We start from the raw sequence: 14,302 nt of genomic DNA on the forward strand, positions 1-14,302 counted from the left end.
TGGTTCTGGTCGGTCTATAGAAGTCGCGTGACCTCGACAGAAGCCCGCATCGCGCCGCAGGGCGCGCCATCGCCCCATGCCCTGCCGTCCGATCCCCTCGACGGCTGGCGCGACGCGCCGCGACGGGGACGGGGGTTTTCGCTCAGAACCCTGATCGTGCTGCGCTGGCTGACCATCCTGGGCCAGAGCGCGGCGATCCTGACTGCGCATCAGGTGCTGCACTTCCCCCTGCCGCTGTGGCCCTGCCTGATCGTGATCGCCATCAGCGCGGCGGTGAACCTGGGCGCCATGGCGCGGGTGCGGCGGCTGGAGGCCAGCCTGCCCGACGGCCGCCAGACGGCGATCCACCTCGGCTTCGACATCTTCCAGCTGGGCGTGCTGTTGGCCCTGACCGGCGGGCTGGAGAACCCCTTCTGCCTGTTGCTTGTCGCGCCGGTGACCATCGCGGCGGCGGCCCTGCCGGCGCGTCAGGCTCTGGTGTTGGGCGTGCTGGCCCTGGTGGCGGTCGGCATCCTGTTCTTCTGGTCCGAGCCGCTGCCGTGGCGCCCCTACGAGGATTTCCACCTGCCGCTGCTCTACCGACTGGGCATGGCCATGGCCCTGGTGACGGGGGTGGTCTTCACCGCCGGCTACGCCTGGCGGGTGGCGGCCGACGCCGAAAAGCTGGAGCTGGCCCTGGCCACGACCCAGGACGTGCTGCAACGCGAACAGCGGCTGGCGGCGCTGGGCGGTCTGGCGGCGGCGGCGGCGCATGAACTGGGCACGCCCCTGGCCACAATCCAGGTCGTCGCCAAGGAGCTGCAGCGGGCCTCGGCCCCCGACAGCGACGCGGCCGAGGACGCCGCCCTGATCCTGCAACAGGCCGAACGCTGCCGGGGCATACTGACCCAGCTGTCGCAACAGCCGGAGGGTGACGACGCCCTCTACGCCGACGTGTCGCTCAAGGCCCTGCTGGAAGAGGTGGTGGAGCCGCACCGGGGCTTCGACCTGGCGTTCGACGTCCTGGTCAAGACCCCGCCCGGCCAGCCCGCTCCGCGCGTGCGCCGCCTGCCCGAGGTGATCCACGGCCTGTCCACCCTGGTCGAGAACGCCGCCGATTTCGCCGCCGCCACCGTGCGCGTCCAGGCGGTGGTCGACGCCGGCTGGATCGAGATCGACATTCTGGACGACGGGCCGGGCTTCTCCGGCGACATCCTGCCCCGCCTGGGCGAGCCCTATGTGACCAGCCGGCCCCACGGCAAGGCGCGCCAGGCCTTGGCCGCCCAGATCGCCGCCGCCGCCCGGCCGTCTAAACGCCGAGACGCCGTCGACGCCCCTATCGCCCCCAGTCAGGGCGGCATGGGCCTGGGCTTCTTCATCGCTCGCACGCTTCTGGAACGCACCGGCGGATCGGTCAGTGTGGGCCAGGGCCTGCCCCAGCCGGACGCCGCGCCCGAGGCCAAGGCGGTCCCACGCGGCGCGCGTGTCGCCGTGCGCTGGGCCCGGCCCGCGCTGGAAGTCGCGGCGTGACCCCGCTGGGTCGAAGCGTCGCAGGCGGAACCTTGACCTTGACCCGCGCGCTACCGCTCCCGACTTGAAGGGGCAGGAGAAACCAAGACAATGTCCGAACTCGAAACCCGCATCGCCGCCCTGCCCGACAAGTCCCTGTTGCTGCTGGACGACGACCAGGCCCTGCGGACCCGCATGGGACGGGCGCTGGAGGCGCGCGGCTTTCAGGTGACGACCGCCGAATCCGTCGCCGAGGCGACCCAGGCCCTGCGCGACAAGGCCCCCGCCTTCGCCGTTCTGGACATGCGGCTGGAGGACGGCAACGGGCTGAAGATCGTCGAGGCGGTGCGCGAAAAGCGTCAGGACGCCCGCATCGTCATGTTGACGGGCTATGGCGCCATCGCCACGGCGGTCGCGGCGGTTAAGGCCGGCGCCGTCGACTATCTGTCCAAGCCCGCCGACGCCGACGACGTGGTCAAGGCCCTGCTGGCCACCGGCGAGGCGCCCGAACCGCCCGAAAACCCCATGAGCGCTGACCGCGTCCGCTGGGAGCATATCCAGCGCGTATATGAGTTGTGCGACCACAACGTCTCGGAAACCGCGCGCCGTCTGGGCATGCACCGCCGCACCCTGCAACGCATACTGGCCAAGCGCGCGCCGCGGTAGGGGCGGGTCCCCATCGGCTGATTATTCTCCCAGCGTCATTCCGGGGCTAAGCGTCGCGAAGAACCCGGAAGCCAGGGCCACACGCGGGCTGTTGGAACCCTCGACGCTCGATGAAGCCTCCTGGGTTCCGGGTTCGTCCTTCGGACGCCCCGGAATGACGACTATGGACCGGCTATCGACTTGACCGAAACGACCTCAGTCCTCGTCGTCGTCCTCGGCCGCATCGGGGATTTCCGGCGTGACGACGGTGGGGGCGATGGTGCGGATCTCGCCCAGCTTGGCGCCGGGAAAGGCCAGCAGGACGGCCTGGACGAAGGGATTGGCCTCGACCTCGGCGCGTTCGGCGATGCGGGCCTTCTTCTGTTGTTCAATTAGGGTTTCGCCGCCGCCCTGGCCGTTGGCGGCGATCAGCCAGGTGCGGCCGGTCCATTCACGCAGGCGCGCCGACAGCTTGCGCGCCAGCTCCACCGGCGCCCCCTGAACGCTTTCATAGACGATGGCGCCTGGCTTGAACGAGACCGGCTTGACGAACCGCTCCACGTCCATCTGCAGCCCGACCTCGCGCTTTTGTCCGATCAGGGCCACGACCTGTTCGAAGCTTTGCGGGTCGGGCAGGGCCGGGGCCATGACCGGCCGCGCCGCCAGCTGCGCCGAGCTTCCGCCGCCGCCGCCTCCACCGCCGCCGCGCGGGCCAGCCCCGCCGCCCATCGGTTCGCCGGACTGCAACCGCTTCAGCGCCTCTTCCGGTCCGGGCAGATCGGCGGCGTAGGCCAGGCGCACGATGGCCATTTCCACCGCATCGGCCGGATTGGGCGCGCGCCGCACTTCATCCAGCGCCTTGAGCAGCATCTGCCAGGTGCGAGACAGGGTCGCCGCCGGAATGGCCGCGCCCAGGGCCGTCAGTTTCTGCGCCTGATCATTGGGCAGGCGCGTCGCATTCGGGCCCAGCATCTTGGCGACCGAGGCCGCGTGGCAATGCTCCAAGAGGTCATTGGTCACCTGCACCGGATCGGCGCCGAATCCGTAAAGCGTACGGAAATTCTCCAGCGCCTCGGGCGTGCGGCCGGCCATGACGCTTTCGAACAGGGCGATGGTCTGGGTCCGGTCCGCCAGACCCAGCATGTCGCGCACCGTGTCGGTCTTGACCATCTGCCCGCGCTCGGCCTGAACCAGCGCCTGATCCAGCAGCGACAGGCCGTCTCGCACCGAGCCTTCCGCTGCGCGCGAGATCAGGGCCAGGGCGTCCTGTTCGATCTTCATGCCTTCGCGGTGCGCGATCCGGCCCAGATGTTCGACCAGGATTTCCGGCTCGACCCGGCGCAGGTCGAACCGCTGGCACCGGCTCAGGATCGTCACCGGCACCTTGCGGATCTCGGTGGTGGCGAAGATGAATTTGGCGTGGGGCGGCGGCTCCTCCAGCGTCTTCAGCAGGGCGTTGAACGCCTGCGTCGACAGCATATGCACCTCGTCCAGCACATAGACCTTGTAGCGCGCCTCGACCGGCGCATAGCGGACGCTTTCCAGGATGTCGCGGATGTCGTTGACGCCGGTGTGCGACGCGGCGTCCATCTCCATCACGTCCATGTGCTGGCCGGCCATGATGGCTGCGTCGTGCCGGCCGTGGGCGGTCAGGGCCAGCGACGGCTTGTCGATGACGTCGGTTTCGTTGTTCAGGGCGCGGGCCAACAGACGCGCGGTCGTCGTCTTGCCGACCCCCCGCACCCCGGTCAGCATGAAGGCGTGCGCGATCCGCCCGGTGGCGAAGGCGTTGGTCAGCGTCCTGACCATCGCCTCCTGCCCGATCAGATCCTCGAAGGTGCGCGGCCGGTATTTGCGCGCCAGCACCTGGTAGGCGGCGCCGTCGTCGACATGGGCCTCGACCTCGGACGGAGCCGGCGTGGCCGCGACAGGCTTGGCGGCCGCAGCGACCGGCTCAGCCGCCCCGGCGGGCGCGCCGAACATGTCGTCAGTGTTCTCGTCGCGCTCCACGACCTCGTCCTCTTCCCAGGGGGGGCCGTCCATGTTGGTGTCGCTGTCCGTCATGGATGAGGTCTTACAGCGGCAAGGGGGCGGGGCGAAGCCGGCCGCTCATTAAAAAAATGAAGCCGATCTGCGTCGATCAGGCAGAACCTAGATTGGCGCGTTCCTTAATCGTATACCCTCGCATGGACAGATCCCGCATGATCATTTCAACGTCCCGATAACGCGCGACCTTGTCCGCCCGCACATAGATCGGATGTTTGACGTCAACGCCGAGGGCATAAAGGCTTCGGCCAATCTCGATCTTTGAATCGAGGCGCGCTCGCCCGCCAGACCAGGTGGAGACTTCAACCGTTCCATCGGCATGAAGTCCAATTTCGGCCGCGTCGGACGGCGAAACGCCGAAGTCGCGCCCCATCCCAGGGGGCATGCGAATCTCAGTCAGCAGCGGGCGCGGCTCGATCGGCCCTGATCCACAGGCGCACAAGGGCAGCATCAGAATGAGCCACAGCCACTTCATATAACGACCGTCTCATAGTCAGCCGTCGCCGACAATGACCGAGATGGCGGAGCAGCGAGCCGCCGCGCGGCGAGCGTTCGCGCAAAAACGCGCTCAAGCAGCGAGCGACCGCGTCGCGAGCGTTAGCGCGAAAAAGAATGAAAGGGTGGAGACCGCGACCCGAAGGGGAATTCGTTGTGGCTGCTGCCTTCCGGCCCTGACCAGATTGGCGAAGCCTTCGCCCGCGATCTCCGATTGGGGATATGACGGGTGCGACGGTTGGAATCAAGAGCTACAAGGACGCATGGCGCATCAGAACATCTTCGCCGGCAATCCGCTCGACCGGGCCGGCGATCTCAGGAACGACCCCGACTGGCTGGCCGAACAGGCGGACAAGCCCTACGCCCAGGCCCTGGTGCTGTGGGAGGGACGGCCGCTGATCGAGGAGACGGATCAGGGCCCGCGTCTGGTCTGGCTGTCGATGAAACACGCGCGGACCCTGGTGCGCGACCGCGAGGCCTTTCTGGGCCTGTGGAAGGACGAGCCGGTCTTCGCCATCGAGTTCGAGGGCTCCATCGACCCCGCCAACGGGCCGGTCGGCGGCCTAGGCGTGTTTCACGACATGCGCGCGGCCGCGGCCCTGTTGCCGACGGCGGATGCGGCCATGGCGGGAGGGGCGAAAAGCCTGTTCGACTGGCGGCGCAAACACGGTTTCTGCGCCAACTGCGGCGCCCTGTGCGAGACGGCTTCGGGCGGCTGGAAGCGGCGCTGCCCGGCCTGCGGGACCGAGCATTTCCCCCGCGTCGATCCCGTCACCATCATGCTGCCGATCTACACCGGCGGGGCCGAGCCGATCTGCCTTTTGGGGCGTCAGGCGGCATGGGCGCCGGGGCGGATGTCGGCGCTGGCCGGCTTTCTGGAGCCGGGCGAATCGATCGAGGAGGCTTGCGCCCGAGAGGTGAAGGAGGAGGCGGGACTGACCGTGGTCTCGGCGACCTACCACTCCAGCCAGCCCTGGCCATTTCCGTCCCAGCTGATGATCGGTCTGATAGCCCAGGTGTCCGACGATCAGGCCCGGCCCGACCAGACCGAGCTGGAATCAGTGGCCTGGCTGACGCGCGCCGAGGCCCGGGCGGTGCTGGCCGGCGACCATCCGACCATCAGCGCGCCGCCCCCGTTCGCCATCGCCCACAGCCTGATCCAGGCCTGGGTCGAGGAAAAATAGGCTTCGGTCTTCTCCCCTCCCCGCAGGGGGAGGGAGAAACACTGTCACCCATCCTAATTTCGACCACGAACCCACGCCGTTTCAAAGGCATGAGTCGTCGGATCGACCCTTTGCCATACAGGGGTTCGATCCGGCCTATAACCGCCGCCGGGTCTTTGACATCGTCGTGGCGCACCAGGAGCGCCGCCTTGGGCAGTCCAAGTCGATTGGCGAAGATTCGCTAGGAATAACAATGGCCTAAAGCTGAAATTGGACTCGCTGGACTGTTTTTTCAGAGTCCAACGAGCGTGATCACGCCAACGCCCGCGCCGCCTCCAGGTCCGCCGGATTGTCGACCGACAAGGGGGCTTCGTCGATGACGGCGGCCCAGATCTGCATCCCCATCTCCAGGGCGCGCAACTGCTCCAGCTTTTCGCGCTTCTCCAGCGGCGACGGGGGCGCGGCGCAGAAGCGGTTCAGGGCCTCGCGGCGATAGCCATAGACGCCGATGTGACGCCACACCGGCGCGTCGCCATACAGGGTGGAGCGGGTGAAATACAGGGCGCGGCCTTGGCGCTCGCCCTCGCCCAGGGCCAGCACCGCCTTGACCACGTCGGGGTTGGTTCTGTCGGACGCCTCGGCTTCGGCGGCGACCAGGGTGGCGATGTCGCAGGCCGGCTCGCCGTGCAGGATGGCCGCGCAGGCCGTGGCCAGGCCGGGGCTGGCGAAGGGCATGTCGCCCTGGACGTTGATCACCGCGTCGAAATCGCCTTCGGGGTCGATGGCGTCCACCGCGGCGCGGATGCGGTCCGACCCGCTGGGCAGGGCCGGGTCCGTCAGGATGGCGCGCCCGCCCTCGGCCTCGATCGCCTCGACGATCTCGGGATCGCCGGCCGCGACCACGACCGGCAGGCCCGAGGCCTCGGCCTGGCGATAGGCGCGCACGATCATGGGGACGCCGCCGATCAGGGACAGCGGCTTGTTCGGCAACCGGGTCGCCGCCATGCGAGCGGGTATCATTATCAAAGGATTCATGGGCTTCCCTGACGCCTTGCGGGGCCGGCGCTTGCCGGGCCGGTTGCGAAGGTCGCGCTAGCGTGCCAGACAGCCCAAGGCAAGACTATGACCGGGCGGTTCAACGGCCTGGAAGCGGCAGAGGGGAGCGACGGGGCGCATGAGCGGCGATCTGAAGTGGAACAAGATTTTCGGCGCGGCCCTGGGGACGGCCTTCGTCATCCTGGTGGTCCAGCAGGCATCGGGCCTGGTCTATCATTCCGCGCCACCGGAAAAGATGGGCTATTTCGTCGATGCGCCGGAAGAGGCCGCAGGCGGTGAAGCGCCCGAGCTGGCCCCGGACTGGGGCACGGTTCTGCCGGCCGCCGATCTCGCCGCCGGCGAGGCCGCCTTCGCGCGCTGCCAGGCCTGTCACGACGCGCACCAGGGCGGCGCCGACAAGATTGGTCCCAACCTGTGGGGCGTGGTCGGCGGTCCGGTCGAGCACCGCGCGGGCTTCGCCTATTCCGACGCCATGACCAAGCACAAGGCCGAGGCGCCGACCTGGGGCTATGACCAGATCAACAGCTTCATCACCGCCCCGGCCAAATACGTGCCGGGCACCAAGATGTCCTTCGCCGGCATCCGCGACACCCAGACGCGCATCAATCTGATCGCCTGGCTGCGGACCCAAGGGTCCGGCGGCTTCGCCATTCCCGCGCCCGATCCCTCGCGTCAGCCGGGCGCCGCCGCGCCCGCCGCCGGCGCCGAAGCGCCCGTGACCGAAGGCGCCGCCGCGAGCGAGCCGACCGGCGCGACGCCGGCCGATGGCGCGCCCGCTGCGACCCAGGCCACGCCGGCCGCGCCGCCCGCCGCCACCAGCCCGGCGCCGGCCAATCATTAGGCCGCTCCGCAGCCCTGTCTTTCAGGGCGCGATCGCAAACGTCGGTTAAACGGGTTCGGCGTCTGGGGCTTACGCCGCCAGGCCCGCCGCCTGCATCAGGCCGCGAAGCGCCGCGACGCTGTCGGGCGCGGCGGACAGGGCGGTGCGGGTTTCGGGCGCGCGTAGCAGGCGGACGGCTTCGGCGCGGGCGCGTTCGGCCGACGGCCCCAGCGGTCCGGCCTCCCCGGCGGCCAGTTTCAGCAGGGCGGCCAGCTTTTTCGGCGCAGGGGCGGGTGCGCGCGCGATCTGGGCGACCAGGCCGGCGTCGGCCTCCAGACGGGCGCCGACCGCGCCGATGACGTCCGAAATCTGCTTCTCGTCGTGTTCGCCCAGGTTGGCGGCCCGCACCGCCCGTTGCAGCCGCGCCAGTATGGCCAGCTTCTGCGACGGGCTGGGCCCCCCGGGCGCGGCCTGACGCATCTCGGTCTCGAAGCGCAGCGCGCCGATGCAGGCGCCCAGCCAGCGGGCCGCCGCGCGCTTGTTGGCCCCGCCGGTCACATTCTCGCACAGGCGCGTCAGGTATTCGGCCTCGGCCAGCACGCTTTGGCAGCCGGCGACATAGGCGGCGACGAAATCGGCCGTGACCAGGCTTTTGGAGCGCTCCACGAAGGCGGTCTGCACCTCCTCCAGCGTCAGCAGCCGACCGGCCGCGGCGGTCAGGGCCATGGCCAGCAGGCGCAGGATGTCGATCTCGCCGACCGGATCGTTGGGACGCAGCCGGCGCGGGCTGGTCAGTTCGCCCGTCACCATCCGGGCCAGAGCCGCCGCCAGCAGTGGAAACTCCCCGGCGGCCAAATGGACACCCAGTCGCGCAGCGGGCCCGTCGATGGCGGGCATCATCAGGTCCAGGCGCGGGTCCAGCTTCAGCAGGCCGTCCATCTCGTCCGGCGCCACCATCCGCACGATGGCGGCTAGACTGGCGCCCTGATCCAGGGCCGGGCCCAGCACCGCGTTCAGGTTCTGGCGCAGAGCCAGCATCTCGGCGACGATCTGCTCGACCGCCACCACGATCAGGGCGCGCGGCGGGCCGTCCGTCGGGGCGGCGTCCATCAGATCCATCAGGGCCGACAGCCGCGCCCGCGCGCCGCTGTGTTCGGCCAGGGCGCCGGCGACTACTCCGCCCATGCGCAAAGCCCGGTCCGGCGCGCCGCTGAACCGATGGGCCAGGTCGGCGATGGAGGTGTCCTGAAGGGCCGGGAACAGGCCGTCGCGTCCGGCCTTGCGCAGCCGCGCGATCGTCAGTTCGGTCAGCTTCTGATAATGGCGGACGACGGTGTGGACGTCCTGGCCGGTCGACTGGCTTTCGGGGACGGCGACCTTCTGAATGGCGTGCTGAAGCTCGATCCCCGCCGCCTCCAGCCGCTCGGCCGCATCGGGGCGGTGCAGCAGTTCGAAGGCCGTCACGCCCTCGCGCCGCAACCAGTCTTCCAGCACGCGCCCGATCACGGCCCGGGCGTGGGGCGAATAGAGTTCCGCCGGGCTGGAGCAGGCCGGGCGGTGGGTCGCATTTGCCGCCTTCTTCCTGAGCGGCTCGGGCGCGCCCAGCGTCAGTATGGTGACGGAGGCGAACTCCATCGTCTCGGGGTCCAGCGTCTCCTTGGTGACGCGCGACGCGACGGCGAATCGGTCCCGCAACTGGTCCTCGGCCGCCTCGATGGCCTGTTTGCGGTTCTCGGTGGCGATCAGCAGGGTCCAGGCCGCGGGCGCGGTCTTGCGGACATAGACTTCGTAGTGGATCGGACCGGCCATGCGGCGATCCTTTGACCCGAAGACTTTAAAGCGAGGTTTTCGCCGCCGAATACCCTCCCTGCCCCGTCCGGGGCGCCGCCGCGTTGAAATCGCCAGCGGAACCAACCATCTTGGCCAGGACTTGCGCGAGGGCGTTCTGAGCGAATTCCCTTCGGGTCGGGGCGTCATAGCCCTAATGTGACCGTGATCGAACGGTTACGCTTGAAGCGCGTTCCTGCTCGCGGGACCGCAAAGTTCAGGAGAAGACACCCTTGGCGAACATCACCCTGGTCGACGACGACGAGAACATCGTGGCGTCCGTGTCGTTGGCGCTGGAAAGCCATGGCCACAAGATCACCGCCTATCATGACGGGGCCTCTGGCCTGGCCGCGCTGGAATCCACGCCGCCCGACCTGGCCATCCTCGACGTGAAGATGCCGCGCATGGACGGGATGGAGGTGCTGCGTCGCCTGCGCCAGACCTCGCAGATCCCGGTCATCATGCTGACGTCCAAGGACGAGGAGATCGACGAGATCCTGGGCTTCAACCTGGGCGCCGACGACTATATCCACAAACCCTTCAGCCAGCGTCTGCTGATCGAACGGGTCAAGGCGCTGTTGCGCCGCACCGGCGCCGACGGCGGTGAGCCGGAAGCCGCCGCAGAGATTTCGGGCCGGGCGATCAAGCGCGGCAAGCTGTCGATGGACCCGGCGCGCCACGAATCGACCTGGGACGGCAAGCCGGTCAAGCTGACCGTGACCGAGTTCCTGCTGCTGCAGGCCCTGGCCCAGCGGCCCGGCTTCGTGAAGAGCCGCGACAACCTGATGGACGCCGCCTACGACGACCAGGTCTATGTCGACGACCGCACCATCGACAGCCACGTGAAGCGGATGCGCAAGAAGTTCCGCGCCGTAGATAACGAGTTCGACGCGATCGAGACCCTGTATGGCGTCGGCTACCGCTACCGCGAGAGCTGATCGTCCCGACGGGCGAGAGCCCGACGAGGAGCGCGTGCGCCGGCCGTTGTTCCGCTTCGGCGGATCGCGGCTAGGCGGCTTCATCCTGGCGCTCAATCTGCTCAGCCTGCTGATCCTGTTCGGCGGCGCCCTGCTGCTGAACGAATGGAGCAAGGGGCTGGTCGGCGCGCGTCAGGAATCTCTGACCGTCCAGGCGGAACTGCTGGCCAATGTGCTGCGCGAGGAGGGCGTGACGCGGGGCGAGCCGACGCCCGAACTGGACCCCATCCGCGCCTCCCTGTGGCTGACTGACCGGTTCATCCCGGCGGGGCAGCGCGTGCGGCTGTACGACATCAACGGCCTGTTGCTGGTGGACAGCTATCAGGTGACCGAGGCCATCGGCGGACGCCCCCTGCCGGACGCCCATTCGGCCGGGTCGCCGACCGACGACGGGGCCGCGGCCAAGCTGGTGTCTGAGCGCCGGATCGCGCGGGCCGACGGCGAGCTGGCCGCCGAGGTCAACGCCGCGCTGGAGGGCGCGCCCCAGGCGACGCTGCGACGCAACGAATCCGGCGACCGGGTGGTGTCCGTCTCCATCCCGGTGCGGCATGTGCGTCAGGTGCTGGGGGTGCTGACGGTCGAATCCGGCGACGTGGACGAGATTCTGAGCGCCCAGCGCCGCGCCCTGGTGCCGTTCGCCCTGGTGGCGCTGGGGGTCAATCTGGTGGCCTCGCTGGTGCTGCATCTGTTCGTGGCGCGGCCCATCATGCGGCTGTCGGCGGCGGCGGATCAGGTCAAGCTGCAACGCGCGCGCGCCATCTCCCTGCCCGATCTGGAGGATCGCAAGGACGAGATCGGCGATCTGGCCCGGTCGCTGGAATCCATGACCGACACCCTGTCCACCCGCATGGACGCCATCGAACGGTTCGCCGCCGACGTCTCGCACGAGATCAAGAACCCCCTGACCTCGATCCGCTCGGCGCTGGAGACTCTGCCGCTGGTCAGGACCGACGCCCACCGCGAGAAGCTGACAGCCCTGTTGCAACAGGACGTGCGGCGCCTGGACCGGCTGATCACAGACATCTCCAACGCCTCGCGCCTGGATGCGGAACTGTCGCGCGACCGGCCCCGCCCGATCACGCTGAACCAACTGCTGACCGACATCGCGGGCGTCTATGACACCACGGCCAAGCCCGGCGACATCCCGGTGCTGTTCCAGGCGCCCGAGACGCCGCTGCGCGTCATGGGCCGCGACGGGCCGCTGGGCCAGGTGTTCCGCAACCTGATCGACAACGCCCGCTCCTTCAGCCCTTCGGGCGGGGCGGTCCGCGTCAGTCTGGAAGAGACGACCGACGACCTGCCGGTCCGCGTGCGGGTCGAGGACCAGGGGCCGGGCATCCCGCCCGAGAACCTGGAGACGGTGTTCGAACGCTTCTACACCTCGCGGCCGCAAGGGGCGAAGTTCGGCTCCAACTCGGGCCTCGGCCTGTCCATCGTGCGCCAGATCGTCGAGGCGCACGGCGGCCGCGTCCACGCCGAGAACCAGATGCAGGACGGTCAGGTTGTCGGCGCCCGGTTCGAAATCCTGTTCCCCGCGGTCGGCCGCCGGGCATGACGCCCGCCGCCCCGATCCACGCCACCACGGTCGCCGTGCGCCAGGGGGGCGGCTGGCGCGGGGTGATGATCCTGGGCGCATCGGGCGCGGGTAAAAGCGACCTGGGCCTAAGGCTGATCGGGCGCGGCGGGCGGCTGGTCAGCGACGACTACACCCATGTCTGGGCGTCGAACGGCGCGCTCTACGCCCGCGCGCCAGTCGCCATAGCGGGGCGAATCGAGGTTCGGGGCCTGGGAATCGTGACCGCCGCGACACGGCCGCTGGTCAGAGCGGCGCTGGCCGTCGTCTGCACGCACGAACCGGTCGAACGGCTGCCCGAGGCGCAATCGCGGGCGTTCTGCGGGGTGGACCTGCCCTTCCTGACGCTGGACCCGCGCCCCGCTTCGGCCGTCGATGTGGTCGCAGCGGTGTTGGAGACGCTTTGAAACGCCGAAAGACAGGTCTATGACACCCCCCTTGCGGTCCAGGAAAGGACGGCGTCCGGCCTCCTCGCCGGGCGGGGGAACGTTCGGGACGGTTCGGGGCGGGATGCGAGTGAAGTCCTCATGATCGGTCTGGTCATCGTCACCCACGGCGGGCTGGCGTCAGAATTTCTGTCGGCGATGGAGCATGTGGTCGGCCCGCAGCGCGGCGTCGCGGCCATCTGCATCGGTCCCGAAGACGACATGGAGCGTCGGCGTCGCGACATCGTCGATGCGGCGGCGGCCGTGGACGACGGCGACGGCGTCATATTGTTGACCGACATGTTCGGCGGCACGCCCTCCAATCTGGCCATCTCGGTGATGGAGCAGACCCACGCCGAGGTCATCGCCGGCTTGAACCTGCCCATGCTGATCAAGCTGGCCAGCGTGCGCGGGCGCGAGACGCTGGAAGCCTGCGTAGCCCATGCGCAGGACGCCGGGCGCAAATACATCTCGGTCGCCTCCTGGGTGCTGGCGGGCGAGAAATGACCGTCGCGGCGACCCTGAACATCTGCAATACGCGCGGCCTGCACGCCCGCGCCTCGGCCAAGTTCGTCAAACTGGCCTCCAGTTTCGAAAGCGAGATCCACGTCACCCGCGACGGGGTGACGGTCGACGCCCGCTCCATCATGGGCCTCTTGATGCTGGGCGCCGGCATCGGCTGCAGCATCGACGTCTCCGCCGAAGGCCCGGACGCCGAAGAGGCGATGGAGGCCCTGACCGATCTGGTCGCGCGCAAGTTCGACGAGGATCAGTAGGGGATCGCCAACCGCGGGCTTGACCTGAAAGACAGGCATTCAGCCGTATTGCGCCTGAATGCGGACTTTCCGACTGTTTTCTAGGCGGCGGGAGCGAACCTTTTCGCCGGCTGACATTCTGGACCGCGCCCAAAAGTGGCGAACGACAGAGTCAGTGACGAATTATCATCGCCGACCGAAGCCGCACGGTTTCGACCTGCTCGTCGCCGGTCAGGGTCACGATCCAAGATCTTGCGCCGGGTCCCGATGTGTCGAACTCGACCTCGGCGGCGTTCCAGTTCCGGGGCGCGCCCGTCTGCACGAAAAGCCTCGGTCCCGGCGGGGTCGAGGCGTTGCGCGGCGGCAAGTGACGGCTTGGCCGAACGCTCAGCAGCTTGTCCAAGGGCAACTCCGCCAAGGCTCGCCTGGGATCATTACAGGCCGTGGCCGACTCTTGCGGATCACACTCGAGGGCGAACGGCAGATCATCTGTCCCAGCCGCCAACCGCATCGCCTCGGTCAGCCGGGTGAGTGTTTTCAGCTGGCCGTCCACCTGCCCCTCGGACCCCCCGATATAGCCGGTCAACTCGGCGCACCGCGTCTCAGTCGCCGGCTCGGGATGAGACGGCCCATACTGCATCCCCGAGCCCAGATCGCTGACCGTCAACACCATCTCCGGGTCGTCTAGATTGCCGGGCGCGCTTGGATTGCCGGCCGAGACCACATGCACCCGCCGGGCGCAGATTCCGTCTCGTTCGGGCTGGGACTGTTCCCAAAAGAGCGCCCGGTAGACCTGCCCCGGCATCCAGTAGCGTCGCACCCAGCCGCCGGTGATGCGCTCCGCCGTCTCAACTGGCAGCACCTTCGGCGCCAGGACTAGAGGATCGGCTTGTTTGACCTCCGCCAAGGGCAGGGTCCGCTCGGGTTGCTGCCCTGCGAGGGCCATCGCAAGCAGTAGTTCCATCATGACGCGCACCCTCCTAGGTTTCGCGTCAGCATAGCTTCGATCGGCTTGCAGAGCGACTAAGGCTA

At 68.7% G+C, this 14,302-nt stretch carries 14 protein-coding genes and 1 other RNA gene; 9 read left to right on the plus strand and 6 right to left on the minus strand.

All coding sequences use genetic code 11. The features are described from left to right. Positions 1–27 precede the first annotated feature (27 nt). Positions 28–1,509 (plus strand): ActS/PrrB/RegB family redox-sensitive histidine kinase, encoded by a 1,482-nt coding sequence (locus ACYX4P_RS04275; protein ID WP_248119339.1) that lies wholly within the window; start codon positions 28–30, stop codon positions 1,507–1,509. Between the two features lie 90 nt (positions 1,510–1,599). Continuing rightward, the gene (locus tag ACYX4P_RS04280; RefSeq protein ID WP_248119338.1) at positions 1,600–2,154 is read left to right on the plus strand and encodes an ActR/PrrA/RegA family redox response regulator transcription factor; all 555 of its coding nucleotides are present in this window, start codon (positions 1,600–1,602) and stop codon (positions 2,152–2,154) included. 195 nt (positions 2,155–2,349) lie between these two features. Here the strand turns inward: ACYX4P_RS04280 and ACYX4P_RS04285 are convergent, their stop codons facing one another. The 3 genes from ACYX4P_RS04285 to ffs all read right to left on the minus strand — a co-directional run bounded on the left by ACYX4P_RS04285 (position 2,350) and on the right by ffs (position 4,889). Further along, positions 2,350–4,197 (minus strand): DNA polymerase III subunit gamma/tau, encoded by a 1,848-nt coding sequence (locus tag ACYX4P_RS04285; protein WP_292047458.1) that lies wholly within the window; start codon positions 4,195–4,197, stop codon positions 2,350–2,352. A gap of 76 nt (positions 4,198–4,273) precedes the next feature. Then, positions 4,274–4,654 (minus strand): hypothetical protein, encoded by a 381-nt coding sequence (locus ACYX4P_RS04290; protein WP_248119336.1) that lies wholly within the window; start codon positions 4,652–4,654, stop codon positions 4,274–4,276. A gap of 141 nt (positions 4,655–4,795) precedes the next feature. Next, an RNA gene (ffs, locus tag ACYX4P_RS04295) (signal recognition particle sRNA small type) lies at positions 4,796–4,889 on the minus strand. A 48-nt stretch (positions 4,890–4,937) separates the two neighbouring features. Here ffs and nudC point away from each other — a divergent pair. Next, complete coding sequence (nudC, locus tag ACYX4P_RS04300; RefSeq protein WP_292047461.1) at positions 4,938–5,858, plus strand: NAD(+) diphosphatase; 921 nt, start codon at positions 4,938–4,940, stop codon at positions 5,856–5,858. Between the two features lie 291 nt (positions 5,859–6,149). Here nudC and ACYX4P_RS04305 read toward each other — a convergent pair whose 3' ends face one another. Further along, entirely contained in the window at positions 6,150–6,872 is a 723-nt protein-coding gene (locus ACYX4P_RS04305) for a 3-deoxy-manno-octulosonate cytidylyltransferase (protein ID WP_248119335.1), read from the minus strand. A 139-nt stretch (positions 6,873–7,011) separates the two neighbouring features. Between ACYX4P_RS04305 and ACYX4P_RS04310 the strand changes: the two genes are divergently transcribed. Next, complete coding sequence (locus tag ACYX4P_RS04310; RefSeq protein ID WP_292075014.1) at positions 7,012–7,734, plus strand: c-type cytochrome; 723 nt, start codon at positions 7,012–7,014, stop codon at positions 7,732–7,734. A 69-nt stretch (positions 7,735–7,803) separates the two neighbouring features. On the opposite strand, the gene ACYX4P_RS04315 is transcribed toward ACYX4P_RS04310, so the two are convergent. Continuing rightward, positions 7,804–9,522: a hypothetical protein gene (locus ACYX4P_RS04315; RefSeq protein WP_292075015.1), complete on the minus strand. Its 1,719-nt coding sequence runs from the start codon at positions 9,520–9,522 to the stop codon at positions 7,804–7,806. Between the two features lie 251 nt (positions 9,523–9,773). On the opposite strand from ACYX4P_RS04315, the gene ACYX4P_RS04320 reads away from it, so the two are divergent. The 5 genes from ACYX4P_RS04320 to ACYX4P_RS04340 all read left to right on the plus strand — a co-directional run bounded on the left by ACYX4P_RS04320 (position 9,774) and on the right by ACYX4P_RS04340 (position 13,291). Next, positions 9,774–10,478, plus strand: coding sequence for a response regulator transcription factor (locus ACYX4P_RS04320; protein ID WP_292021168.1), 705 nt, complete (start codon positions 9,774–9,776; stop codon positions 10,476–10,478). After that, a complete protein-coding gene (locus ACYX4P_RS04325; RefSeq protein ID WP_248119331.1) occupies positions 10,447–12,072 on the plus strand; it encodes a sensor histidine kinase in 1,626 nt (541 codons plus the stop codon). Before ACYX4P_RS04320 ends, ACYX4P_RS04325 begins: the two co-directional genes overlap by 32 nt. Further along, positions 12,069–12,497, plus strand: a complete 429-nt coding sequence (locus ACYX4P_RS04330) for an HPr kinase/phosphorylase (RefSeq protein WP_248119330.1) — start codon at positions 12,069–12,071, stop codon at positions 12,495–12,497. The genes ACYX4P_RS04325 and ACYX4P_RS04330 overlap by 4 nt, the downstream gene beginning before the upstream one ends. 120 nt (positions 12,498–12,617) lie before the next feature. Continuing rightward, positions 12,618–13,022 (plus strand): PTS sugar transporter subunit IIA, encoded by a 405-nt coding sequence (locus ACYX4P_RS04335; protein ID WP_054764347.1) that lies wholly within the window; start codon positions 12,618–12,620, stop codon positions 13,020–13,022. Then, the gene (locus ACYX4P_RS04340; RefSeq protein WP_248119329.1) at positions 13,019–13,291 is read left to right on the plus strand and encodes an HPr family phosphocarrier protein; all 273 of its coding nucleotides are present in this window, start codon (positions 13,019–13,021) and stop codon (positions 13,289–13,291) included. Before ACYX4P_RS04335 ends, ACYX4P_RS04340 begins: the two co-directional genes overlap by 4 nt. A 151-nt stretch (positions 13,292–13,442) precedes the next feature. On the opposite strand, the gene ACYX4P_RS04345 is transcribed toward ACYX4P_RS04340, so the two are convergent. Further along, the gene (locus tag ACYX4P_RS04345; protein WP_248119328.1) at positions 13,443–14,237 is read right to left on the minus strand and encodes a hypothetical protein; all 795 of its coding nucleotides are present in this window, start codon (positions 14,235–14,237) and stop codon (positions 13,443–13,445) included. Positions 14,238–14,302 lie beyond the last annotated feature (65 nt).

This window comes from Brevundimonas sp. ABV4_179, assembly GCF_056311945.1.

Excerpts from the sequence above, each read along its gene's own strand:
- ACYX4P_RS04280 (WP_248119338.1), top strand. The coding sequence starts at position 1,600 with ATGTCCGAACTCGAAACCCGCATCGCCGCCCTGCCCGACAAGTCCCTG.
- ACYX4P_RS04285 (WP_292047458.1), bottom strand. The coding sequence starts at position 4,197 with ATGACGGACAGCGACACCAACATGGACGGCCCCCCCTGGGAAGAGGAC.
- ACYX4P_RS04290 (WP_248119336.1), bottom strand. The coding sequence starts at position 4,654 with ATGAAGTGGCTGTGGCTCATTCTGATGCTGCCCTTGTGCGCCTGTGGA.
- nudC (WP_292047461.1), top strand. The coding sequence starts at position 4,938 with ATGGCGCATCAGAACATCTTCGCCGGCAATCCGCTCGACCGGGCCGGC.
- ACYX4P_RS04305 (WP_248119335.1), bottom strand. The coding sequence starts at position 6,872 with ATGAATCCTTTGATAATGATACCCGCTCGCATGGCGGCGACCCGGTTG.
- ACYX4P_RS04310 (WP_292075014.1), top strand. The coding sequence starts at position 7,012 with ATGAGCGGCGATCTGAAGTGGAACAAGATTTTCGGCGCGGCCCTGGGG.
- ACYX4P_RS04315 (WP_292075015.1), bottom strand. The coding sequence starts at position 9,522 with ATGGCCGGTCCGATCCACTACGAAGTCTATGTCCGCAAGACCGCGCCC.
- ACYX4P_RS04325 (WP_248119331.1), top strand. The coding sequence starts at position 10,447 with ATGGCGTCGGCTACCGCTACCGCGAGAGCTGATCGTCCCGACGGGCGA.
- ACYX4P_RS04330 (WP_248119330.1), top strand. The coding sequence starts at position 12,069 with ATGACGCCCGCCGCCCCGATCCACGCCACCACGGTCGCCGTGCGCCAG.
- ACYX4P_RS04335 (WP_054764347.1), top strand. The coding sequence starts at position 12,618 with ATGATCGGTCTGGTCATCGTCACCCACGGCGGGCTGGCGTCAGAATTT.
- ACYX4P_RS04340 (WP_248119329.1), top strand. The coding sequence starts at position 13,019 with ATGACCGTCGCGGCGACCCTGAACATCTGCAATACGCGCGGCCTGCAC.
- ACYX4P_RS04345 (WP_248119328.1), bottom strand. The coding sequence starts at position 14,237 with ATGATGGAACTACTGCTTGCGATGGCCCTCGCAGGGCAGCAACCCGAG.